At 66.1% G+C, this 21,895-nt stretch carries 21 protein-coding genes; 7 read left to right on the top strand and 14 right to left on the bottom strand.

Features of this window, described 5'->3' with window-relative positions; genetic code table 11:
* Nucleotides 1-33: 33 nt before the first annotated feature.
* The 5 genes from EWM63_RS08300 to EWM63_RS08280 all read left to right on the top strand — a co-directional run bounded on the left by EWM63_RS08300 (nt 34) and on the right by EWM63_RS08280 (nt 3,658).
* Nucleotides 34-1,080 (top strand): DUF475 domain-containing protein, encoded by a 1,047-nt coding sequence (locus tag EWM63_RS08300; RefSeq protein WP_130186105.1) that lies wholly within the window; start codon nt 34-36, stop codon nt 1,078-1,080.
* Nucleotides 1,081-1,211: 131 nt separating this feature from the next.
* On the top strand, nt 1,212-1,787 hold the full coding sequence (locus EWM63_RS08295) for a TerD family protein (RefSeq protein WP_130186104.1): 576 nt from the start codon (nt 1,212-1,214) through the stop codon (nt 1,785-1,787).
* A gap of 3 nt (nt 1,788-1,790) precedes the next feature.
* Nucleotides 1,791-2,489 carry a TIGR00266 family protein gene (locus EWM63_RS08290; protein WP_130186103.1) on the top strand — a complete coding sequence of 233 codons (699 nt, stop codon included), beginning with the start codon at nt 1,791-1,793 and terminating at the stop codon, nt 2,487-2,489.
* 57 nt (nt 2,490-2,546) lie between these two features.
* On the top strand, nt 2,547-3,128 hold the full coding sequence (locus EWM63_RS08285) for a TerD family protein (protein ID WP_130186102.1): 582 nt from the start codon (nt 2,547-2,549) through the stop codon (nt 3,126-3,128).
* 236 nt (nt 3,129-3,364) lie between these two features.
* The gene (locus EWM63_RS08280) at nt 3,365-3,658 is read left to right on the top strand and encodes a hypothetical protein (RefSeq protein WP_130186101.1); all 294 of its coding nucleotides are present in this window, start codon (nt 3,365-3,367) and stop codon (nt 3,656-3,658) included.
* Nucleotides 3,659-3,662: 4 nt separating this feature from the next.
* On the opposite strand, the gene EWM63_RS08275 is transcribed toward EWM63_RS08280, so the two are convergent.
* The 5 genes from EWM63_RS08275 to EWM63_RS08255 form a co-directional block, all read right to left on the bottom strand.
* The gene (locus EWM63_RS08275; protein ID WP_130186100.1) at nt 3,663-4,592 is read right to left on the bottom strand and encodes an alpha/beta hydrolase; all 930 of its coding nucleotides are present in this window, start codon (nt 4,590-4,592) and stop codon (nt 3,663-3,665) included.
* A gap of 61 nt (nt 4,593-4,653) precedes the next feature.
* The gene (locus EWM63_RS08270; RefSeq protein WP_130186099.1) at nt 4,654-6,975 is read right to left on the bottom strand and encodes a CPBP family intramembrane glutamic endopeptidase; all 2,322 of its coding nucleotides are present in this window, start codon (nt 6,973-6,975) and stop codon (nt 4,654-4,656) included.
* Complete coding sequence (locus EWM63_RS08265) at nt 6,972-7,724, bottom strand: ABC transporter ATP-binding protein (RefSeq protein WP_130186098.1); 753 nt, start codon at nt 7,722-7,724, stop codon at nt 6,972-6,974. Before EWM63_RS08265 ends, EWM63_RS08270 begins: the two co-directional genes overlap by 4 nt.
* Nucleotides 7,725-7,770: 46 nt before the next feature.
* Nucleotides 7,771-8,442: a signal peptidase I gene (gene lepB / locus EWM63_RS08260; protein WP_130186097.1), complete on the bottom strand. Its 672-nt coding sequence runs from the start codon at nt 8,440-8,442 to the stop codon at nt 7,771-7,773.
* A 45-nt stretch (nt 8,443-8,487) separates the two neighbouring features.
* Nucleotides 8,488-9,246: a helix-turn-helix domain-containing protein gene (locus EWM63_RS08255; protein ID WP_130186096.1), complete on the bottom strand. Its 759-nt coding sequence runs from the start codon at nt 9,244-9,246 to the stop codon at nt 8,488-8,490.
* A 75-nt stretch (nt 9,247-9,321) separates the two neighbouring features.
* Between EWM63_RS08255 and EWM63_RS08250 the strand changes: the two genes are divergently transcribed.
* Complete coding sequence (locus EWM63_RS08250) at nt 9,322-10,386, top strand: cytochrome P450 family protein (RefSeq protein WP_130186095.1); 1,065 nt, start codon at nt 9,322-9,324, stop codon at nt 10,384-10,386.
* Complete coding sequence (locus EWM63_RS08245; RefSeq protein WP_130186094.1) at nt 10,383-10,727, top strand: antibiotic biosynthesis monooxygenase family protein; 345 nt, start codon at nt 10,383-10,385, stop codon at nt 10,725-10,727. Before EWM63_RS08250 ends, EWM63_RS08245 begins: the two co-directional genes overlap by 4 nt.
* Nucleotides 10,728-10,778: 51 nt before the next feature.
* Here EWM63_RS08245 and EWM63_RS08240 read toward each other — a convergent pair whose 3' ends face one another.
* The 9 genes from EWM63_RS08240 to EWM63_RS08200 form a co-directional block, all read right to left on the bottom strand.
* The gene (locus EWM63_RS08240) at nt 10,779-12,896 is read right to left on the bottom strand and encodes a TonB-dependent siderophore receptor (protein WP_130186093.1); all 2,118 of its coding nucleotides are present in this window, start codon (nt 12,894-12,896) and stop codon (nt 10,779-10,781) included.
* A 160-nt stretch (nt 12,897-13,056) separates the two neighbouring features.
* Nucleotides 13,057-14,802: a gamma-glutamyltransferase gene (gene ggt / locus EWM63_RS08235; protein WP_130186092.1), complete on the bottom strand. Its 1,746-nt coding sequence runs from the start codon at nt 14,800-14,802 to the stop codon at nt 13,057-13,059.
* Nucleotides 14,799-15,263, bottom strand: coding sequence for a hypothetical protein (locus EWM63_RS08230; protein ID WP_130186091.1), 465 nt, complete (start codon nt 15,261-15,263; stop codon nt 14,799-14,801). The genes ggt and EWM63_RS08230 overlap by 4 nt, the downstream gene beginning before the upstream one ends.
* 297 nt (nt 15,264-15,560) lie before the next feature.
* Entirely contained in the window at nt 15,561-16,451 is an 891-nt protein-coding gene (gene rpoH / locus EWM63_RS08225) for an RNA polymerase sigma factor RpoH (protein ID WP_371861238.1), read from the bottom strand.
* A gap of 506 nt (nt 16,452-16,957) precedes the next feature.
* The gene (gene ftsX, locus EWM63_RS08220) at nt 16,958-17,872 is read right to left on the bottom strand and encodes a permease-like cell division protein FtsX (protein WP_130186089.1); all 915 of its coding nucleotides are present in this window, start codon (nt 17,870-17,872) and stop codon (nt 16,958-16,960) included.
* The gene (locus tag EWM63_RS08215; RefSeq protein ID WP_130186088.1) at nt 17,869-18,528 is read right to left on the bottom strand and encodes a cell division ATP-binding protein FtsE; all 660 of its coding nucleotides are present in this window, start codon (nt 18,526-18,528) and stop codon (nt 17,869-17,871) included. The genes ftsX and EWM63_RS08215 overlap by 4 nt, the downstream gene beginning before the upstream one ends.
* Before the next feature lie 21 nt (nt 18,529-18,549).
* Nucleotides 18,550-19,605 carry a signal recognition particle-docking protein FtsY gene (ftsY, locus tag EWM63_RS08210; protein WP_130186087.1) on the bottom strand — a complete coding sequence of 352 codons (1,056 nt, stop codon included), beginning with the start codon at nt 19,603-19,605 and terminating at the stop codon, nt 18,550-18,552.
* Nucleotides 19,606-19,775: 170 nt separating this feature from the next.
* The gene (locus EWM63_RS08205) at nt 19,776-20,762 is read right to left on the bottom strand and encodes a MerR family transcriptional regulator (protein ID WP_229487804.1); all 987 of its coding nucleotides are present in this window, start codon (nt 20,760-20,762) and stop codon (nt 19,776-19,778) included.
* Nucleotides 20,763-20,941: 179 nt separating this feature from the next.
* A complete protein-coding gene (locus tag EWM63_RS08200) occupies nt 20,942-21,859 on the bottom strand; it encodes an AEC family transporter (protein ID WP_130186086.1) in 918 nt (305 codons plus the stop codon).
* Between the last annotated feature and the right edge of the window lie 36 nt (nt 21,860-21,895).

The following is a 21,895-nucleotide window of genomic DNA, read 5'->3' as shown; positions in this document are numbered from 1 at the left end:
TAAGTAGATACTAAGCAAATAAGGGGAAGATTAATGAAGCATTTCAGGATTTCATTCATAGTCACGGCGGTCTGCCTGGCTATCGCGGGCTGGTGGGGTTACCGGGCGGCCGGCATCACGGGCGCACTGTCGGCCCTCGGCATTGCCATGATTCTCGGCGTGATGGAAGTCTCGCTGTCGTTCGACAACGCGGTGGTCAACGCCTCCGTGCTGAAAACGTGGGACGACTTCTGGCGCAAGCTGTTCCTCGGCGTGGGCATCATCATCGCCGTGTTCGGCATGCGGCTGCTGTTCCCGCTGGTAATCGTGGCCGTGGCTGCGGATATCGGGCTGACGGAAGTATGGACGCTGGCGCTGAACAACCCGGATGAATATTCGCGCCACCTGACCGAGCACCATGCCGAAGTGGCGGCGTTCGGCGGTATCTTCCTGTTGATGGTGTTCCTGAATTTCATCCTGGACCCGGAAAAGGAAACGCACTGGCTGGGCAACTTCGAGGAAAAACTGGGTTCGCTGGGCAAGGTCTCGTCGATTTCGATCATGGTGGCGCTGGCCACGCTGCTGGGCTGCATGACGCTGGTGCAGGAAGGCCAGAAACTGGCGGTGCTGCTGTCCGGCCTGTGGGGCCTGCTGATCTACGTGGGCGTCGATGCGCTGTCGAACTACCTCGAGGCGGGTGAAGAAAGCGAATCGGGCGTGGGCGAGATGGTCAAGCGCGGCGGTATCGGCGGCTTCCTGTACCTGGAAGTGCTGGATGCGTCGTTCAGTTTCGACGGCGTGATCGGCGCGTTCGCGATCACCAAGGATGTGGTCATCATCATGGTGGGCCTGGCGATCGGCGCGATGTTCGTGCGTTCGATGACGGTGTACCTGGTGGAAAAAGGCACGCTGGATGCTTACGTGTACCTGGAACATGGCGCACACTATGCGATCGGCATCCTGGCAGCGATCATGCTGGCAAGCATGAAGTTCCATGTGCCGGAAATCTTCACCGGCCTGATTGGCGTGGCCTTCATCGCGGCGTCGGTATGGTCGTCGGTACGGTACCGCAAGCGGCAGGAATCCCTCGCCATGGCGTAAGGGCTGCAAGCTGGTCAAATAACAAGAATGGACGGGCAGCCAGCCCGTCCGACAATACGCGGCGCGCCAATTGACACCGGTCGCGCCGTGCCGGAAGCAAGGTGTCTCAAACAACCAAAGGAGAATCGATCATGGCAATCAGTCTGCAAAAAGGCGGCAACGTCAACCTGTCCAAGGAAGCTCCCGGTCTGTCGCAACTGACGATCGGCCTGGGCTGGGACGTGCGCAACACCGATGGCGCCGCATTCGACATCGACAGCTCGGCCTTCCTCCTGAAGGCGGATGGCAAGGTGCGCAGCGACTCCGACTTCATCTTCTACAACAACCTGAAATCGGCCGACGGTTCCATCGTGCACTCGGGTGACAACCGCACCGGCGAAGGCGCAGGCGACGACGAGACCGTGAACGTCGACCTGGGCAAGGTGCCGGCCGACGTCGACAAGATCGCCGTCTGCGTGACGATCCACGATGCCGATGCCCGCCGCCAGAACTTCGGCCAGGTGCAGAAAGCCTTCGTGCGCTGCGTGAACGCGGCCACCGGTGCCGAAGTGGCACGCTATGACCTGTCCGAGGACAGCTCGACGGAAACGGCGATGGTGTTCGGCGAACTGTATCGCAACGGCAGCGATTGGAAATTCCGCGCCGTGGGCCAGGGCTATGCCGGCGGCCTTGGCGCGCTGGCCAAGAGCTACGGCGTCGCGGTGTAAGCCATGCCCGTCTTCAGCATTACCGGAGAAGAGGACCCGTTCCTGCACGTGACCCTGCGCCATGGCGAAAAGATCTACTGCGAAGCAAACGCCATGGTCATGATGGAGTCGAACCTCGAGCTGAAAGGCAAGATGAACGGCGGGCTGGGCGCGGCGCTGATGCGCACCTTCGCCAACGGCGAGTCGTTCTTCCAGCAGCACATCGAGGCCGTCAAGGGCGATGGCGACTGCCTGCTGGCGCCCACGTTGCCGGGCGCGATGCAGGTGCTGGACGTGGGCGCGCGCCAGTACATGATCAGCGACGGCGCGTTCGTCGCGGCATCGTCGAGCGTGAACCTGAACGTGCGCACCCAGAACGTGGGCACCGCACTGTTCGGCCAGACCGGCGGGTTCTTCATCACGGAAACCTCGGGCAGCGGCCAGCTGGTGGTGTCGGGCTTCGGCTCGGTGGCCACGCTGGACGTGGAAGCCGGCAAGGATATCGTGATCGACAACTCGCACGTGGTGTGCTGGGACAGCCAGCTGCGCTACGAGATGTCGGTGTCGACGAGCCGCAGCAGCGGCTTCCTCGGCAACCTGGTCAACAGCGTGACGAGCGGCGAAGGGATGGTGCTGCGCTTCTCGGGCACCGGCAAGGTGGTGGTGTGCTCGCGCAGCCGGGCGGCGTTCCTGTCGTGGCTGTCGAGCACCAAGCCGCAGTAAGCGTAGTAAAGGGCAAAGCGAAGGCGCAGTGAACCGCAACACATCGAGGAGGATGACATGTCTGTCAATTTGACGAAGGGCCAGAAAATCTCGCTGGACAAGGAAGGCGGCGGCGCGCTGTCGCACGTGTCGATGGGCCTGGGCTGGGATGCCGTGAAAAGCAAGGGCTTCCTCGGTTTCGGCAGCAAGAGCGCCGACATCGACCTCGATGCTTCCTGCCTGCTGTTCGACGAAGCGAACAAGCCGGTCGACGTGGTGTGGTTCCGCCAGCTGAAAAGCCGCGACGGCAGCGTGATGCACTCGGGCGACAACCGCACGGGCGCCGGCGATGGCGACGACGAGCAGATCAGCGTGAGTCTCGACCAGGTGCCGGCCAACGTGAAGAGCATCGTCTTCACGGTCAACAGCTTCACCGGCCAGAGCTTCGCGCAGGTGCAGAACGCTTACTGCCGGCTGGTGAATGCGAACAACGGCAAGGAAGTGGCGCGTTTCGACCTCTCCGTGCAGGGCTCGCACAGCGCCCAGATCATGGCCAAGCTGTACCGCCACAACGGCGAATGGAAAATGCACGCGATCGGCGAAAGCGGCATCGGCCGCACGTTCGAGGAACTGATGCCGCAAGTCGCCCAGCACCTGTAACCTGTTTCACCCGCGCCAGCCCATGGCGCGCTCCCATCGCGGTGGCCCGGCAACCCGGCCACCGCTTTTTTGTTGTTTCTTCTTTGGGGACAGTCCCTCCAAGAGGGACAGTCCCTCCAGGGGGGACAGTCCCTGCAGGGGGGACAGTCCCCAAGAAAAGAACAACACTTTTTGTGGTGAGGGCACAACGGCATGGCGGTCTGCGCTATGCTGGCCGCCTTTGACGAGGGAACCGAATGCGCATCCTGCAGATGATCTTGTTTGTCGCCGTTTTCCTCGCCGTGCTGTGCGGGCCCGTGGTGCTGGCGTCGCGCAAGCTGGCGCGACGGGGGTTTCCCGGGGCGCGGCGCTGGCTGCGCGTGATCGTGCCGGCGCAACTGGTCGTGGCGTTGGGCACGATCGTGCTGGCCGATGAATATGGCCAGCACGCGTTGCCGACGCTGATCGTGGTGACCACCATCGTCACCAGCGCGCTGGGCGCGGCCATCTTGTGGCTCATGCGCGCACTGTGCCCGGCGCGCCTGCTCTGAAGCGCTAGGCGAGGAAGAAGTCCATTCCCCGCGCCATGGCGGGGAATGCGGCGGAACCATGGTTTTCCTGCGCGAACAGCAGGAATTGTGCCCGTGATACGGTGCCCTGCATGGCGCCCAGCTTGGCCGATAACGCCCGCGCTTCATCGATCATGCGCCGCTGGGCGGCGATCGCGTCGCGCGAGCCGGGCGTGGCACCATTTGCCCCGGCACCGGCAGGTTGTTCCAGCTCGCCTGCCGTCAGCAGCACCGATGGCTTCACGGCCAGCGCGGCGGCATGCTTGCCGAACCCCTCCAACCCCGCCAGCACGGCGCGCTCGCGGTACCAGATCGACGGGCTCGCGGCGATATACGTCTGGAACATCGCCGGTCGCGTGAACAGCGCGTGCAGCGCGCACAGGCCGCCGTACGAATGCCCATACAGCGCCTGGCGCCGGGGATCGACGGGTACCAGCGACCGCACCAGCGGTTTCAATTCCTTCTCGATGAAGTCCAGGAAACGGTCCGCGCCACCCTCCGTCGCCGGCGCACCGGCGCTGGCTGGCGTGTAGTCGCGCCCGCGGTCGGGATGGTAATCGTCGTCCGTGGCATAACCGATGCCGACGATGACGGGCGCCGGCTGCCCGGTAACCTTGCTGCGCCAGCCCGCCATGCGGGCCATCTGGGCCAGCAGGGGGAACGAGGCGTTGCCATCGAGCGCATACAGCACCGGGTAGCCCGCGGCCGGCGCCGGCGTGTCCCGATCCTGCGGCACGCTGAGGAAGATACGGTAACGCCCGCCCGTGATCGAGGAGGCGAGGTCGCGCTGGCGTGCGTGCGGCAGCGCGACGGTCTGCCAGGCATCGCCGGCGTGTGCCGGACCGGGGAGCAGGGCCGAACCCAGCAGGGTGCCGCCGGCGGCCAGCAGGCGGCGGCGAGGAAGGGATGGAAGCATGACGCGGGTCTATGAATGAGAATGATTCTCATTTTATCGCAGCCAGACCCGATGCGTAAGCTCAGCTTTGCAAGGTGATGATCGCGGCGTTGTACACCGCGTGCGTGACCACCGGCGCCAGCAGGCCACCCTTGCGCCCGTAGGCCAGCGCGGCGCACACGCCCAGCACGAAGACCGGCACCATCGATACCGGCGGGTGCACGACGGCGAACAGCGCCGCGCTGGCCAGCACGGCCGGGGCAGCGGACAGCGATCGGCGCAGGCCGCCGAACAGCAGGCCGCGGAAGATGAACTCTTCGGACAGGGGCGCCGCCACGCAGGCGATGGCCAGCAGCACGGGCAAGGCGATGGCGCCGTCCGGCTGCGGCAGCGCGATGCCGAAGTGGCGCATCGCCAGCATGTACAGCGCGGCGGCGGCAATCGCCGGCAGCGCCCATGCCGCGCCGGACAGCACGGCCGGCACCACCGGCCCATGCAGGAACCGCGGCACGCCGGCCGTTCCCACGCGCCAGTAGACGAAGCGCACCAGCGCCCAGGTGGCGGCACCGCCGATGGCCAGCGCCAGCGCCAGGTCCGTCAGCGCCGGCGCGCCCTCGCCACGGTGGAGGACGGTGACGGCAATCGCCTGCACGGCAAAGAACAGCAGCGCGGCAACCATGCCGTCGGCCGCGGAAACGCGCGGCGGCGGCGCGGCGGACGGATCGAGCAGGTAGGGCAGGTGGTCGCGGGCCTTCTGCCACAGCGCCAGCGCCAGCGCGGCCAGCAGCACCACCACGGCCAGCCGATGCGTCCACGTGTCGGTGTACAGCGCGAAGCCATACATGCCGGCGAAGATCGAATAAAGGTACACGTAGGTCGGGCGGATGCGCGCGCCGGCTTCGTGCGCCAGCGGGTCCGAAGCCCACACGCCCAGTGCCACGGCGATCAGCGCGAAGATGGGGATGCCAAGTGCCACCAGGGCGATCCGCGCCAGCAGGCCGGCATCGAGGGCGGGCGCCCAGGCGATACCGACCGCGAACACGGCAGCCGGGTAGACCAGCGCCAGCAGCGCCCACAGCCGCGCCTTCTCCAGCAGCATCCGCTCCAGCGTGCCGGGGAAGGTGTAGAGCATCCAGAGCGCCTGGCCTTCCGTGTTGATGGTCTGGAAGGCCGACAGCAACAGCACGTAGCTGCCCAGCCCGAACGCGATCGAGGCCAGCGCGGCGCCATCGGTGCCTACCCGGGCCATCGCATCCATCCGCCCGGTGAAGAACAGCTGGCTGCCGATGATCACCAGCGGCACCACGAGGCTCTGCACGAGGAACGTGCGGTCGCGGGCCAGCAGCCGCAGTTCGCGCCGCTGCAGCGGCGTGCCGGGCATTGCCCATGCCGCCGCCGGCGGCCGTTGCGTGCGAGCCGTTTCGCGCGAACTGGCGGCCACCACGCCGGCGGACAACTGGCGGGACAACAGCGCGATGCCTGCCCACAGCAGCAGCGCCGTCTGCAGCGCGAGCAGCACGCCAGGGCCGAGCGCGGCCGGCAGCGACCGCGCATCGAGCAGCTGGCCAGCGAGGCCGGGCGGGGTCCACAGCGTCCATGCCGGCCACGCGCGTGCCCAGTCCATCACCATGCCGCCGCCGGTCGACAGTGCGATGACGACGTAGATCAGCGGCATCGACGCGACGGAAATCGCCGCCTGCAGGTTGCGCAGTTGCGACGGCGGCAGCGACAGCCGCAAGCCCGTGTCGGCCAGCGTGCGCACCGTGGCGGCCAGCGCCAGCAATGCCAGCGATATGGCCAGCGCGGCGGCCGGCAAAGTCCAGCGCAAGCCGGCGGTCCAGCCGATCATCACCGTGGCCGGGAACAGGACCAGCCAGCCGGTGGCATTGGTGACGGTGCGTTCCGCCACGCGTGCCCACAGCAACCCCTTGCGCCGCACGGGCAGCGTGACGAGCCATTCGAGGTCCCAGTCCGGCTGCGCCATTTCGCGGCTGCCGAGCGGCACCAGCAGGGCCACGAGCCAAAGGAGCCAAAGCTCCATCGCCAGGGCACGCTGCAGCGCCGGGCTGAATGGCGCCTCGCCCAGGTCGGCCAGCGCCGCCCGGTCCCGCTCATGCGCGGTGGCGTGGCCCCCGCAGGCGCTTTCCGGCGCCAGCTCGCAATGCAGGTTGATCAGGATCTGGCGGGCCTGGAACGAAAAGGCAAACACCATCGCGAGCGCCATCACGATCGGCAGGATCCACCTGCCACGGCGCTTGCCGGCGGTGGCAACGCGGCCGCCGCCACTGCCGCCGCTGCGCTTGCGCCGCATCGACAGCGTGGCCATGTTCAGCAGGCGGCGCAGCCGCAGCCGCGCCAGCAACCAGGCCGCGCGTGCATTGCCGACGGGGAGCGGCCCGTTCATCCCCGCGCCACCTCGCCCGTGGCCGCCGGCTCGCCGGATTCGTCCGTCAGGCGCAGGAACACTTCCTCGAGCGACGTGTCGCTGTCATCGCGCAATTCGTCCAGTGCGCCGGTTGCCACCAGCGCGCCGCGGTGGATGATGCCCACGCGATCGCACATGCGCTGCGCCATGTCGAGCAGGTGGGTGGAGACAAAGATCGTCTTGCCGGCGGCCGCGCGGCCCACGAGCAGTTCCTGCACGTCGCGCGCGGCGCGGGGATCGAGGCCGTTGATCGGTTCGTCGAGGATCAGTACCGCCGGGTCGTGCACCAGCGCGCAGGCCAGGCCCAGCTTCTTCTTCATGCCCATCGAGTAGTTGACGGCGAATTCCTCGGACACTTCATCGAGGCCGAATTCGGCCAGCAGGGCATCGGCGCGCTCGGCGGCGGCGCGCCGCGGCAGGCCGTGCATCTCGCCGACGAACTGCAGGATCTCCCGCCCGCGCAGGTAATCGTAGAAGATCGGGTTGTCCGGCAGGTAGCCGACGTGGCGCTTCACGTCCGCCGCCTCGCCATGGCAGTCGAGGCCGTCGACCAGCACGCGGCCGGCGCTGGGCACGAGGATGCCCATCATCATGCGGATCGTGGTGGTCTTACCGGCGCCGTTCGGGCCGAGAAAGCCGAATACTTCGCCACGCCGCACGGCGAGCGTCAGCGGGCGCACCGCTTCGTAGTCGCCGTAGCGCTTGGCCAGGCCATCGAATTCGATCATGTCGCTCCCGGTTCAGGTGGGGAGCGCCGATCTTAACATTGAGTCATTACTGGCGCAGGCTCATGCCGATGCGGTCGGTGCGCGGCGCCCAGTTGCCGAGGATGTCGGCGGAAACAAGCACGCGTTCGGCGCGGCCGATCAGCAACGCGCGCGGCACGGTGCCGAACACGCGCGAATCGCCGCTGTTGTCGCGGTTATCGCCCAGCATCAGGTAACTGTCGCGCGGCACCGTCACGGGGCCGAAGTCGCGCATCGCGCGCACCTGGGGCAGCACCTGGATCCGGTAGTCGGCGTCGCCGCTGCGTTCGCGCAGGTGCAATGCCGCGAGATCGCCCAGCGCGGCGATATGCTCGGTGCCGTTGCCGAGCACCGTGTAGTCGGCCTGGCGGCCGTTGATCAGCAGTCGCTCGCCACGCATCTCCACGGTGTCGCCGGGCAGCGCGGCGATGCACTTGATGAGCCGCGTGCCATCCTTGGGCGACGAGAACGTGACGACGTCGCCGCGGCGGGGCTCGCCGGTGCGCGCCAGCGAAATGTCGGTGAGGGGAATCTTCACGTCGTAGGCGAGGCGGTTGACGAACACCACGTCGCCCTCGAGCAGGTTGGGGCGCATCGATGCGGAAGGAATCGGATTCCAGTCCGCCACGGCGGTGCGGAAGATCCCGAACAGCAGCAGGAAGGCGATGAATCCCTTGTTGGCGCGGAAGGCTTCTTTCATGTGATCCCCCGGATGGTTGTGGAATCCCATCTTCAAATGTGGTTCTTAAGTCGGACTTACGGCGCGGACTTTCGGCGTGGATTTTCCGGCCATGCCGAGCGCGGCCAGCATGCGCCGCCGGCCCTGTGCCGGAACGCCCAGGGCGCGGCTGTCCAGGTCCTGCTCGACCCAGCCCTTGTGCAATGCAAGGCGCAGCAGCGCCGCGCCGAGTGCGCCACCCAGGTGCTGCCGGCGTTCGCTCCAGTCCAGGCAAGGGCAGGCGAAGCGGCGGCGCTGGCCGCGCAGGGCGGCGATGTCGAGCCCCAGCGCGGCGAAACGCTCTTCTCCGGCGGCCGACAGCAGGTAGGCGCCTTCGTCCTCGACGAGCCAGCCCGCCGCCAGGAAGTGATCGTTGAGCAGCACGGCCAGTGCGCCGGCCATGTGGTCGTAGCAGGTGCGCGCTTCACGCAACCGGTCCGGCGCCGTTGCAACGAACGGTGTGCGCTGCACGCCGGCGACGACGAGCAGCGCTTCCAGCGCGGCGGCCACGTCGCCGCCTGCCAGGCTGTAGTAGCGGTGCCGGCCCTGCGCGAGCTGGCGCAGCAGGCCTTCGTCGTGCAGGCGCGCCAGGTGCGCGCTGGCGGTGGACGGGCCGATGCCGGCCACCACCGACAGTTCGGTGCTAGTGCGCGCATGGCCATCGAGCAGGCTGCACAGCATGCGCGCGCGGGCCGGTTCGGCGATGGCCGCGGCAATGCGGGCCAGGCGATCGTCGGCGGTGATGTTGGTAGCGGTGGCCGGTGCGCCGGCGCGTGCTGCATCCATGATTCGGTCCCGGGCGAAGTATCGGCGTGGTTTTTTCAGGATACTGCATCCCTCCCGTCAAGCAAAGGAACAAGCATGGACAACGATCAGTGGCCCGCGGACGCGGTGGCGGCGGTTACCCGCACGGACCCTTATCCCTGGTACGCGGTGCTGGCCGCGGACCCGGTACCGCGTTACGACGAGCGGCTGCGGCTGTGGGTTGCCGCGCACCCGGGTACCGTGCGGGAACTGCTGGCGCATCCCGATTGCCGCGTGCGGCCGATGCATGAACCGGTGCCGGCCGCGCTGGCCGGCCCCGCGGGCGACCTGTTCGGCGCGCTGGTGCGCATGAACGATGGCGCACGCCATGCCGCGCCCAAGGCGGCGCTGCAAGGGGCGCTGGCGGCGCTGCCGGAGGCGGCTTTGACGGACCGCACGGCATGCGTTGCCGCGCGCATGGCGGCCGATGTGCGCGATGCGACGACGCTCGATGCGTTTGTCCGCGGCGCGCCGGTGCGCACGGTCGCCAGCCTGCTGGGCTTTGCAGACGAAGACTTGCCGCGCATCGCGGACCTGGTGTCCCGCTACGTGGCATGCCTGTCGCCGCTGGTTTCCGCGGCCGGGATCGCGGCGGCGCACGAAGCGGCGACGGCACTGTTGGATGCGCTGCGCCGCCGCGAGCGGGAGGCGCCACGGACAGCCTTGCTGGCCGGCGTGACCGGCGCCCAGTGGCCGGACGAGCATGCATTGCTGGCCAACCTGGCAGGCCTGATGACGCAGACTTTCGAGGCCACGGCCGGGCTGCTCGGCAATTGCATCGTTGCCCGTTTGCGTGGCGACGCGAACGAACCCGCCGCGCTGGTGCCGGCCGTGATGGCACGCGATCCGGCCATCCACAACACGCGGCGGTTCACGGCCAGCGACATCCGCATTGCCGGTGCGCACGTGCCGGCCGGCCACGCGCTGCTGCTGGTGCTGGCGGGAACGACCGGCTTCGGCGAAGGCCGCCACGCCTGCCCGGGCCAGCGGCTGGCACGCACCATCGTGATGGAAGCCTTGCGGGCACTGGATGCAGCCGGGCCCTTGCCCCGCGTGGCCTGGCGCTACCGGCCATCCGTGAATGCCCGCATGCCCGTCTTCATCGAAGAGAGTGAACAATGATCGCCGTGATCTTCGAAGTGATGCCGCACCCTGGCGGCAGGCAGGCATACCTGGACCACGCCGCCGCGCTGCGGCCGCTGTTGGAAGACATCGACGGCTTCCTCTCCATCGAGCGTTTCCAGAGCCTGGCCGACCCTGGCAAGCTGCTGTCGCTGTCGTTCTTCCGCGACGAGGCGGCGCTGGCGCAGTGGCGCACCCTCGAGGCGCACCGCGCCGCGCAGCAGGCGGGACGCGAAGTGCTGTTCGCCGATTACCGGCTGCGCATCGCCGGCGTCATTCGCGACTACGGCATGCGCGAGCGGGAAGAGGCGCCGGCCGATTCCCGCGCCCATCATGGTTGAAACTGAGGGTTGAAACCGAGGGTTGAAACGAAGGGCAGAAGCGCCGCCGCGTCAGTACTTCCAGTTCAGCGTCACGCTTGCGTTGCGCGGCGCCGCGTAATAGCTCTGGCTCCAGTACAGGCTCGTGAGGTAGCGCTTGTCCGTCACGTTGTTGACGTTGACGGCCACCGACAGGTGCCGGTCGATGTCGTAGCGCCCCATCAGGCCCAGCGTGGCATACGACGGCTGGCGGATCACGCCGTTCGCTTCGTTGCGGTAGATGTCGTCCTGCCAGTTGACGTTCGCGCCCAGGCGCAGCTGCGGCAGCGACGGCACCTGGTACGTGGCCGATGCGCGCAGCAGGCGGCGCGGCATGTAGGTCTTGACGGTATTGCCATCCGGGTCTTCCAGGTTCATCACCGAGAAGCCGGTGCTGACCTGCAGCCCCTTCGCCAGCTCGCCCGAGACGTCGAATTCGACCCCCTTCGATTCGGCATCGATGCCGCGGTACCAGGCCTTGCCGGCGCTGGTGAAGCCCGCCTGCTCGGCGGTGTTCAACTGCTTCGTCCTGTAGACCGAGGCGGCGGCATTGAGCTTGCCGCCGAACCACTCGCCCTTGATGCCCGCCTCCGCCGTGCGGCCTTCCATCGGGTCGAGCGTGGCGCCGCTTCCATCGGTCTCGCTTTGCGGGTTGAAGATCTCCGTGTAGCTCGTGTACGCGGTCAGCGCCGGCGTCAGCTCGTAGGTCAGGCCCACGTAGGGCGTGGTCTTGGCATTCGACTTGAACTTGGTCGCGCCATACGCGGTGCCGGTGCTGTCCGCCTTCGTGTGCGTGAAGCCGGTGATCAGTTTCAAGGGCTCGGTGATGTTGAACCTTGCGGCCACGTAGGCGGACTTGCGCTTGTCCACGTAGGCGCTGCCATCGGTCGCGAAATCGAAGGCCGGTTCCGGGTAGCTGCCGGTCCACTGGTCCAGCGGTACGAGCGGCGTGCCGATGCCCTGGCCGTAGTGCGACACGTCGTCCAGCGTGGAGCGCGACCAGTTGGCGCCAAACGCCAGGTCATGCTGGCGCCCGCCCAGCGTGAACTGGCCCGTCGCGGAAGCGTCGAGCAGGTTCTGCTTCAGGTTCGACGCGTACAGCGACGGGTACGATACCAGGCCAAGGCCGGTGGCCGCATCGACCTCGCCATAGGTGTAGAACAGCTTGCCGTCTGTTTTCGTCGTGTTGCGGGTGGCGGTGACCTGGGCACGCCAGCCGTTGCCGAACTGGTGGACGAGTTCCGCGAACGTGCGCTGGTTGTTGACGTGGTTGCGCGTCCAGTCGGCGGCCGTCGAATAGCCGGTCGGCAGGTCGGTCGGCGTGCCGTCCGAATAGATCAGCGGCAGCGCGCCCCACATGCCGCCCTTCGTATCGTTGACCTGGCTGGCGTGGCCCACGGTCAGCGTGGTGTCCTTGTCCAGCTTTGCCTCCACCACGCCGTAGAACACCTTCTTCTTCGCCGAATAGCGGTCGAGGTACGAGTCGCCATCCTCGTAGGCGCCGACGATGCGGGCCGAGACCGTGCCCGCCTCGTTCAGGGCACCGGAGATGTCGGCTTCCACGCGCTTCCTGTCCCACGAGCCGACCGTGACGTTCGCCGATGCCTGGAACGGGACCGTCGGACGCTTGCGCAGGAAGTTGACGGTGGCCGACGGGTTGCCGGTAGCGGACATCAATCCGTTGGCGCCGCGCACGACGTCGACGCGGTCGTACATCACCGTGTCCAGGTCGCCCATCACGAGGCCGAATACGAACGGCGTGCCCACGCCGTCGTACTGGAAATTCGTGATGTCGAAGCCGCGCGCCGTGTAGTAGGTGCGGTCGTTTTCCACGCGCTCCACGGTGACGCCGGTCACGGTTTCCAGCATGTCGTTGACGGAATCGAGCTGGAAGTCGTCCAGCTTCGCGCGCGTGACAACGGACACCGATTGCGGCGTTTCGCGCAGCGCCAGGTCGAGCCGTGCCGAACCCGTGCTGCTTCTCGCCGTATAGCTTAGCGCCTCCGCGGTGCCTTGCACGACGACCGTCTGCATCTGCTGCTCGGGTTCTTCCGCCACCGGGGTGTCCGGGGCGGCCTGGGCGGTGCCGCACAACAGCGCGGCGGCCAGGGCGAGGGGAGTGGGGCGCAGGGAGAAGGTCGGGAGCAGCATGGATTTCCAGTAATGAGAATGAGAACGATTCTCATCATAACTGGAATGCCGAGTGTTGGCTAGGCGGCAATCCGCTCACAACGGGCAAAACCCGGTAAAAAAGGGTAAAACGCCGTGAAGAAAATGCCCGGCAAAATTGAGCCTGTACTCCGGTGCGCCGTCAGTGCGCGCGTTTCTGCACCAGCGCGCTGCCGATGCCGTGGCGGTGGCCTTCGCTGACAGCGGTCACGGTGCCGTCCGGATTGAACACGAGCGCATTGGCGGCGCCGATTTCTTCCGGTTTGGCGGCCCAGCGTTGCCGGAACGGCGCCAGTGCCGCCGCCTGCGGGCTGCCGGCGAAGCCCGGTTCCACATCTGTGGCCGTGCCATTGCGCTCGGAAAGGCGGGGCGCGTCGATGGCCTGGTCCATGCGCATGCCGAGATCGACGTGGTTGACGATCGTCTGCAGCACGGTCGTGATGATCGTGGCGCCACCCGGACTGCCGATCGTGAACGCCGGCTTGCCATCCTTCAGCGCGATCGTCGGCGCCATGCTGCTGCGCGGGCGCTTGCCCGCCTCGGGCACGTTCGGCGCGGGGCCGGCGAAATCGAAATCGGTCATCTCGTTATTGAGCAGGAAGCCGTAGCCGGGCACCACGATGCCGCTGCCGCCCCACGATTCGATCGTGAACGTGTAGGAGACGATGTTGCCCTCCTTGTCCGAGACGGTGAGGTGCGTGGTATGCGCACTTTCCTGCCGCAGTGCTGCAGGGGAAGCAGGACGCAGCGGCACGCTGGCATCGCGCTGGAACGGATAGGGATCGCCGGCCGCCACGGGGCCGCTGGCCGCCTGGTTCATGTCCACGAGCTTGCGCCGTTGCGCCGCATATTCCTTGCTGAGCAAGCCCGCGACGGGCGCATCGATGTATTCGGGATCGGCGAGATACGCATTGCGGTCGGCAAACGCGAGGCGGCTCGCTTCCAGGTACAGGTGCTCGGCCTGCGGGCGCGGCAGCGCTGTCAGGTCCCAGCCTTCGAGGATGTTCAAGGCCTCGAACACGGTCACGCCGCCGCTGCTGGGCAGCGGCATGCCATACAGTTCAAGGCCGCGGTAGGTGCTGCGCACCGGTGGGCGGATGCGGGCTTCGTAGTTGGCCAGATCGGCCAGCGTCATGGCGCCGCCGCGCACGGTGACGCCCGGCGCGGTGGCGGGGCGGTTGACGGCATCGACGATCGCGCGCGCCATCGGCCCTTCGTAGAAGGCCTTCACGCCGCCCTTGGCCAGCGTGCGGTAGGCCTGCGCCAGGCCGGGATTCTTCAGCTGCGCACCGGGCGGCAAGGCCTTGCCATCCTTCAGGTATAGCGCGGCGGTGGCCGGAAAACGGCGGAATTTATCGGTGTTCTCGTCGACCAGGCGGGAGAAATTGGTGTTGACCGTGAAGCCCTTGCCGGCCACGTCGATTGCCGGCGAAAGCACCTGCCGGAACGACATCGTGCCGTAGCGGCGCAGCGCTTCGTCCCACCCGCGAACGGTGCCCGGCACGCCGACGGACTGGCCGCTGGCGACGACCGTGTCGAAATCCATCTCCTTGCCATTGTCGAGGAAAACCGCGGGCGTGAACGCCGCCGGTGCCGTTTCGCGGTGATCGATCGTGATCACGCGTTTTTCCTTCGCCAGGTACACCACCATGAAGCCCCCGCCGCCGATACCGCAGCTGAAGGGGTCGGTCACGCCCAGCGTGGCCGCCGCGGCCACGGCCGCGTCGATCGCGTTGCCGCCCCGGTCCAGGATCGTGATCGCCGACTGCGAAGCCTGCTCGCTGATCGTTGCCACCGCGCCGCCGGTGCCGGTGGCGACCGGCGTCTTGGCGATGGCGACCGTGCCAAGGGCGGTCAGGAGGATGGTGGCAACGAGGCGCTGTGTCATGTTTTAGCGGGCTGGGCCGGTTGAACGATGGATACGCGCAAGCTTACCCGATAATCCGGCGGCGCCTCATCCACGGCCGGCGGGGCCGGCGGCTCCAGCTTCTCCAGTGCAAACGCCAGGCCATCCAGCGTGGTGCTGGGCTGCGCGTTCGGCATGTTTTCCGCAAGCACGAAATTGCGCGTGCCGAGGCGGCTCGTCAACGTGAACGTGTAGCTGATGTAGCCAGCCCACACGCAGACGGCACCCGTCTTGCAACGGCTGTCGTTGATGCGGTCGAGCTTGAGCGTGGTGCCGGGCGCCAGCATCACACTTTCCCCCTGGCGCAGCGCATAGCTGGCGCTGGTCTTGCGCGGTTTTGCCTGCGCCGTCTCCGCTTCCGCCTGCTTTGGATCGACCGAACAGGCGGCCACCACGCCGAACATCAGCGCACCGGCAATGATGCCGATCAACCTGGCTTGCATAAGTCCTCCGTGCAAATGACTGGACAAGCGAGGTTATCAAATTGTTATGATATGCAGCGCACAGCTGAGCATTATCTGCCCGGAAATGGAGTGTTCGAGAAAAAAAGTTGCTCAAAAAATGGGGACGGACCCTATTTTCAAGGAAATAATCGGAAGAGTCGGTTCTTCAATTTGTTTCCAAAAACCGGGGTCAGACCCCATTGTCTGGAAATATTTCCTGTAACCGGGGTCTGACCCCGGTTTTGGGCAATAAAAAACCCGGCGTAAAAGCCGGGTTTCTTGGTGGCGCGGGGCGCGTCATACGTAAGCGGCCAAGGCGGTTTTCATCTTTTTCAGCGCGGCCGATTCGATCTGGCGGATGCGCTCGGCGGATACGCCGAACTCGTCGGCCAGCGTGTGCAGCGTGGCGCCGGAGCCGTCGTCGTTGGCCAGCCAGCGGGCTTCCACGATGCGGCGCGAACGGGCGTCCAGCTTGCCCAGTGCCGTTTCCAGGCCCTCAGACTGCAGGCGCGTGACCTGTTCCGCTTCCAGCACCTTGGTCGGCTCCGACAGGTCGGACGACAGGTAAGCGATCGGCGAGAACTTGTCGTCTTCATCGTCGGTCGGCGCTTCCAGTGCGATGTCGCGGCCCGACAGGCGCGTTTCCATCTCGATCACTTCCTCGCGCTTCACGTCGAGCGTTTTCGCCAGCGCGTCGATCTGGTCCGGCGTCATCGCATCGAGGCCGGTCTTGTGGCTGCGCAGGTTGAAGAACAGCTTGCGCTGCGCCTTCGTCGTCGCCACTTTCACCAGGCGCCAGTTTTTGAGGATGTACTCGTGCATCTCGGCCTTGATCCAGTGCATCGCGTACGACACGAGGCGCACGTTCTGGTCCGGGTCGAAGCGCTTCACCGCCTTCATCAGGCCGATGTTGCCTTCCTGGATCAGGTCGGCGTGCGGCAGGCCATAACCCAGGTAGCCGCGGGCGATCGAAACCACCAGGCGCAGGTGCGACAGCACGAGCTTTTCCGCCGCCTTCAGGTCATTGTTTTCCTTCAGGCGGCGACCCAGCGAGACTTCTTCTTCATGCGTCAGCATTGGCAGGCGGTTCACAGCGGAAATGTAGGCGTCCAGGTTACCCAGGTTGCCGCTGAACCCAAGTCCCAGTGCACTGGTTCCGGCTGGAACGAGGGCGGAAGGTGTGGACATAGTCATTTTCATTCCTCGCTTGAAGGTCTTGCGTGGCTGCGCTGCGGGATTGCAGCACGGCATTTGCATACAGCATGCAGTGTTGAACTTAATTCGGTCTTAACCACCGGCAAGGGCTATGTGTCAAGCTTTGGCCTCAAGTTTTGCCGTGTTCAACGTTGCGTTTGAACATATATTAGCACTCTCCATAGGCGAGTGCCAATCTAGACAATTCAATGGCTCCGATAGCCAAAATACTATGGCTCGATACTAGTCGTTAGGCCAGGAATACGGCTCTTGCCAGCAACATTACTCGCCAGAATTTGAGCTGGATCAAAGGATTGGGATCAAGATTATCGGTCGCGCGCAACGCACTCTGTGCGTGAACGCACGATGCCCGGCGCGGGCGTGTAGGACCGCAGCCAACGCAGTTGTACGCCGGCAGGAAGGTGTGAACAAACAGATAAGGGCGGTCCGCCCCATTGCAAGGGGCGAACCTTATCGAAACAAGCCCCGATAAAGGGGCGTCAGGCCAGCCGCTTCAATTGCCGGCGTACCGACAATGCCGCGCCGACGAGCCCCAGGCCGGCGGACAGCGCCAGCAACAGCGCCATGGCCAGCGGTTCGAGCGGTGCCAGCTGGAATTCCGACGCGTACAGCCGGGCGAACTCGGCGATCGCCTTGTTCAGCGGTTGCAGCGACAGGGCAACCGCGCCCAGCGCGACGACACCCGAGCACAGCCCCAGCAACGCACCCGTGTAATAGAACGGGCGCTGGATATACGTGTCGGTGGCGCCGATCAGCCGCGTCACGAGGATTTCCTCGCGCTGCGTGAGCACCTGCAGCCGGATCGTGTTGAACACGACGGCCACGACAACGGTGCCGAGCGTGGCCGCCAGCAACAGCAGGCCCACGCGCAGCACGCCCAGCAGCGCAGCCAGCCGCTTGACCCATGCCGAATCGACCTGCACCGATTCCACGCCGGGAATGGCGCGAAGCCGGTCGGCGATCTGGTCGACGTGGGCGCTCTCGGCCGCACTCTGGAATGCGTTGAGCCGAACGATATAACTGTCCGGCAGCGGATTTTCGCCCAGCGTATCGATCACGCCGGCCACGCCATTCTTTTCCTGCAATTCCTCGAGCGCTTTTTCACGCGGCACGAACACGATCCGGGCATCCTTCGCAGCCGCGCGCAGCGCGCCGGCCATGCCCTGCGTGTGCTCGCGCGGCAAGTCCTGCTTCAGGAACACGGACAGTTCCGGATCGACGGCCATCTGTTCGGACATCGGCCGGATATTGTCGAGCACCGTCACGCCGGCAAAGGGCAGTGCCAGCGCGATCGCCACGACCAGGATATTGAAGAAGAAGGAACCCGGCGCGCGGCGCAGGTGCACCAGCGCCGAGCCCAGCGCATAGCCATGTTGACGCAGCCACACGCTCATGCGGCCTCCGCCAGCAGTTCGCCGTGCTGCAGCTGGATCACGCGGCTGGCGCTGTCCAGCACCAGCTCGTCGTGGGTGGAGATCAGGCAGGTGACACCGGCCTTGTTGAACGCGCGCAGCGCATCGAACACCTTGTTCGCACTGGCACGGTCCAGGTTTGCCGTCGGTTCGTCGGCCAGGATGATCTGCGGCCGGTTGACGATCGCCCGGGCGATCGACACGCGCTGCTGCTCGCCGCCGGACAGCGCAAGCGGACTGGCCGACGCACGGCTCAGCAAGCCCACCTTGTCCAGCGCCGCGCGGGCGCGCTCTTCCGCCTGGCTGCGGGGCAGGCCCGTGACCAGCATCGGCATCATCACGTTGGCCAGCACGGTGCGGTCGGTCAGCAGCCGCTGCTGCTGGAAGATCAGGCCCAGGTTGCGGCGCAGGAAGGGCACGCCGGCACTTTTCAGGCGGCCGATGTCGGTGCCGTTCACGGTTACCTGGCCGGACGTGGGGCGCTCCATCGCCGCGATCAGCTTGAGCAGCGTGGACTTGCCGGCGCCGGACGGGCCCGCCAGGTAGACGAGCTCGCCCTTGGCGACCGTCAGCGTGACGCCGCGCAGCGCGGTGGTTTCGGAAGTGTATTGCTTGGTGACGTTGACGAATTCGATCATGGCCGCTTTTTTCTTGCGCCCTCAGCCGAGCAGGGCTTCGACGAATTCCTCGGCGTCGAACGGTTGCAGGTCCTCGATCTTTTCGCCGATGCCGATGAAGTACACGGGCACCGGGCGCACGCGCGCGATCGCGGCCAGCACGCCACCCTTGGCTGTACCGTCCAGCTTGGTGATGATCAGGCCCGTGAGCTGCAGCGCATCGTCGAATGCCTTGACCTGGGTCAGGGCGTTCTGGCCCGTGTTGCCATCGATGACGAGCAGCGTTTCGTGCGGTGCATCGTCCATGCCCTTGGCGATCACACGCTTGATCTTCTGCAGTTCGTTCATCAGGTGCAGCTGGGTCGGCAGGCGGCCGGCCGTGTCGATCATGACGACATTGGTGCCTTTCGCCTTGCCGGACTGTACCGCGTCATACGACACGGCGGCCGGATCGCCCGATTCCTGCGACACCACGGTCACGTTGTTGCGCTGGCCCCAGACCATCAGCTGCTCGCGGGCGGCGGCGCGGAACGTGTCGCCGGCGGCCAGCAGCACGGACTGGCCATGCGCCTGCATGTGCTTGGCGAGCTTGCCGATCGTGGTGGTCTTGCCGGCACCGTTAACACCGGAAATCATCATCACCGTCGGCTGGTGCCGGCCCAGCATGAAAGGTTTCTCGAGCGGGCGCAGCAGGTCGATCATCAATGCCTTCAGCGCCACCTTGACGGCCGCGGCATCGGTCAGCTTGTCCTCCTTGACCTTGCGCTTCAGTGCCTCGAGCAGGTAGTCGGTGGCATCGATGCCGGCGTCGGCCATCAGCAGCGCCGCTTCCAGTTCTTCGTACAGGTCGTCGTCGATGCGCGCGCCAACGAACAGCAGCGACAGGTTGGCGGATGTTTTCGACAGCCCGGCCTTCAGCCGGTTCATCCAGGATTGTTTCGGTTCGGGGCGCGGCGCCGTTTCGACGTCGAAAGCAAGCGGCGCGGGAGCGGCAGGCGAAGCGGGAGCCGGTGTGGGGGCCGGTGCGGGCGCCTGGTCCGCAGGTGCGGCCGGCGGCACGTCGGGCGTGACGGTTTTTTTCTTGAAGAAGCTGAACATGTGTCGTGGGGGCAGCCGGTATTGGACCGGTAACACGCTGAGAATGGTTTCTTGCGCCGGCTATTCTACCAGAGCGCCCCCGAAACCTTGTTGAAAGGGTATTTCCCGTATTTCACGGGGATTGCACGGGTTTTGCACGCCCAATGCGCCTGGTCCCTGCCAGGCGCGTTTCAGGCAACCGTGGAAACACGCTGCCCGTTGCGCCAGTCGGCCAGCGCCTGGGCCACGTCCGGCAGCGTCAGCACTTGCACGAACGAGGGGGCACGGCGGCGCAGCGCGGCATTGCCGCCGCCAGCCCAGAGCTCGACCGAATCCGGCAGCCGGGCCCGCAATTCCTTTAACGCATCGAGCACGTGGCGCGTATTCATCGACGTGGAGAACGACAGCGTGACCACGTCCACCTGCAGCGCGCGGGCCGCCTCGACGATGTCGGGCAGCGGCGTCTGCGGCCCCAGCGAATAGCAGCCCGCACCTTCGACCACCATCAGCGCTTCGGACATCAGCAGGCCCAGGCCGTGCTTTTCCTGCGGCGTGGTCGTCAGCAGGATGCGCGGGCGTGGCGCGCCGCTCAGCGGGTTGGTCGGCGGCATCGAGAAGATCGCGCTGCGCAGCACCATCTGCAGCGTTTCCGTGATCAGGTGCTCCTGCCACACGCCGAGGTCGCCGCATGCCCACGCATCGCCGATCGCGCCGGTCAGCGGGGCCATCAGGTCGATGACGAAGTTGCGCAAGCCCATCACCAGCAGCGCCTGCGACAACTTGCGTCGCAGCGCGTCGCTGTCGTGCGTGCGGCACAGGTCCAGGTAAGGCGCCAGCTCCGTCGCGGCATGGGAGCGCGGCCGGCTGCCGGTGGCCGTTTTCTCGGCCAGGGCCTGCAGTTCCTGGGCCGAATAGCCGATGACCTTGCCCGGGCGGAAACCCAGATCGATCAGGCGCTTGACGAGGCGCAGCTTGTGCACCTGCTCGACCGGATAGAGCCGTTCGCCGAACGGGTCGCGTTCCGGCCGCGGGAAGGCGTAGCGCCGTTCCCACACACGCAGCGTTTCCTTGGCCACGCCGGTATCGCGCTCGACATCGCTGATCGTGCACGGCATGGGCGAAAAAGGCATCGGGTTGTTCATCTGCGCGGGAAATTCCTGCTTTTGGGCGTGCAGCATTCTAATGCCTTTTCTTGGGGAAAAATTAAGGCCTGGCCCCGGACGGCAAGCGTTGTCCTGCATCCCGCCCGGCTTGTCCATGACATGCGCAGGAAGGATGCTGGGATGCATTTTATTTACGATCTTCCACGAATCATGTCATGGACAAACGCATGCAAAAAATTTGTTTCGCCGGGCCGTTACGCGCCCAGCCAGGGCATGAATTGCCGGCTCAGCGGCACGGTGATCACCGCCAGCAGCGTCTGCAGTGTGATCAGGGACGCCATCAGGCGGGCATCGCCCCCCAGCTGTTTTGCCATGATATAGGCGTTTGGCGCCGTCGGTAGCGCGCAATAGAAGCACGCCGCCAGCGCCGCTTCTGGCGACACGTCCAGCAGCAGGCATACCTGGGCCGCCAGCAGCGGCATGACCAGCAGTTTCAGCACCGACGCCACCGTCAGCGCTGCGGGGCGCGCCCCCTCCAGTGTGAAGACCAGGCCACCGCCCACGCACAGCAGCCCCAGTGCGGTGGCCGCCTTGCCGAGGATGTCCAGCGTGTTCATCAGCGCTTTCGGCAACTCGATGCCCAACATGCTGACGAGCACGCCTGCCAGCGTGGCCTGGATGATCGGATTTTTCGCCAGCGTCCTGCCGACGCTGCCCAGGTTCGGCTTGCTGCCGCTCCAATAGGCCAGGGCGACCACGGACAGGGCGTTGACCACGGGCAGGCACAGCGCCAGCGCCAGCATCACCAGCGAGGCCGTTTCAGGCGGGAAGAACAGCGCAGCCACGGCCAGGCCGAAATACGTGTTCGGGCGCATCGCGCCCTGCATGACCGAAGAACGGCTGGCACCCGGCAGCGCAGGCAGCAGCAGCAGCGCCGCCAGCGTCAGGATCACCACGACAAACGTGGGCAGCAGCGTGGCGAGCGCCAGTTCGCCGACCTCGCGGCCCTCGAACGACAGGCGGGCAGTGCCGGCGAACAGCATCGCGGGAAACGCCACGTTGTACGAGAACTTTTCCATCGACGGGAAGAACTCGGCCGGCATCCAGCCGAAGCGGCGGATTGCCACGCCCAGCAGGATGATCAGGAAGACGGGAAGGATGGAAGCAAGCATGGTGCGATTCTAATGGGGGCCTGGTCAATATCGGCG

The organism is Pseudoduganella lutea (genome assembly GCF_004209755.1).
GTDB classification, from domain to species: domain Bacteria; phylum Pseudomonadota; class Gammaproteobacteria; order Burkholderiales; family Burkholderiaceae_D; genus Rugamonas; species Rugamonas lutea.
The sequence above is the reverse complement of the archived record's forward strand: the minus strand, read 5'-3'. Positions and strand labels throughout refer to the sequence as shown.

Bases quoted from the DNA above. Each gene is read 5' to 3' on its own strand.
- EWM63_RS08300 (WP_130186105.1), top strand. From the start codon at position 34: ATGAAGCATTTCAGGATTTCATTCATAGTCACGGCGGTCTGCCTGGCT.
- EWM63_RS08295 (WP_130186104.1), top strand. From the start codon at position 1,212: ATGGCAATCAGTCTGCAAAAAGGCGGCAACGTCAACCTGTCCAAGGAA.
- EWM63_RS08290 (WP_130186103.1), top strand. From the start codon at position 1,791: ATGCCCGTCTTCAGCATTACCGGAGAAGAGGACCCGTTCCTGCACGTG.
- EWM63_RS08285 (WP_130186102.1), top strand. From the start codon at position 2,547: ATGTCTGTCAATTTGACGAAGGGCCAGAAAATCTCGCTGGACAAGGAA.
- EWM63_RS08280 (WP_130186101.1), top strand. From the start codon at position 3,365: ATGCGCATCCTGCAGATGATCTTGTTTGTCGCCGTTTTCCTCGCCGTG.
- EWM63_RS08275 (WP_130186100.1), bottom strand. From the start codon at position 4,592: ATGCTTCCATCCCTTCCTCGCCGCCGCCTGCTGGCCGCCGGCGGCACC.
- EWM63_RS08270 (WP_130186099.1), bottom strand. From the start codon at position 6,975: ATGAACGGGCCGCTCCCCGTCGGCAATGCACGCGCGGCCTGGTTGCTG.
- EWM63_RS08265 (WP_130186098.1), bottom strand. From the start codon at position 7,724: ATGATCGAATTCGATGGCCTGGCCAAGCGCTACGGCGACTACGAAGCG.
- lepB (WP_130186097.1), bottom strand. From the start codon at position 8,442: ATGAAAGAAGCCTTCCGCGCCAACAAGGGATTCATCGCCTTCCTGCTG.
- EWM63_RS08255 (WP_130186096.1), bottom strand. From the start codon at position 9,246: ATGGATGCAGCACGCGCCGGCGCACCGGCCACCGCTACCAACATCACC.
- EWM63_RS08250 (WP_130186095.1), top strand. From the start codon at position 9,322: ATGGACAACGATCAGTGGCCCGCGGACGCGGTGGCGGCGGTTACCCGC.
- EWM63_RS08245 (WP_130186094.1), top strand. From the start codon at position 10,383: ATGATCGCCGTGATCTTCGAAGTGATGCCGCACCCTGGCGGCAGGCAG.
- EWM63_RS08240 (WP_130186093.1), bottom strand. From the start codon at position 12,896: ATGCTGCTCCCGACCTTCTCCCTGCGCCCCACTCCCCTCGCCCTGGCC.
- ggt (WP_130186092.1), bottom strand. From the start codon at position 14,802: ATGACACAGCGCCTCGTTGCCACCATCCTCCTGACCGCCCTTGGCACG.
- EWM63_RS08230 (WP_130186091.1), bottom strand. From the start codon at position 15,263: ATGCAAGCCAGGTTGATCGGCATCATTGCCGGTGCGCTGATGTTCGGC.
- rpoH (WP_371861238.1), bottom strand. From the start codon at position 16,451: ATGTCCACACCTTCCGCCCTCGTTCCAGCCGGAACCAGTGCACTGGGA.
- ftsX (WP_130186089.1), bottom strand. From the start codon at position 17,872: ATGAGCGTGTGGCTGCGTCAACATGGCTATGCGCTGGGCTCGGCGCTG.
- EWM63_RS08215 (WP_130186088.1), bottom strand. From the start codon at position 18,528: ATGATCGAATTCGTCAACGTCACCAAGCAATACACTTCCGAAACCACC.
- ftsY (WP_130186087.1), bottom strand. From the start codon at position 19,605: ATGTTCAGCTTCTTCAAGAAAAAAACCGTCACGCCCGACGTGCCGCCG.
- EWM63_RS08205 (WP_229487804.1), bottom strand. From the start codon at position 20,762: ATGCTGCACGCCCAAAAGCAGGAATTTCCCGCGCAGATGAACAACCCG.
- EWM63_RS08200 (WP_130186086.1), bottom strand. From the start codon at position 21,859: ATGCTTGCTTCCATCCTTCCCGTCTTCCTGATCATCCTGCTGGGCGTG.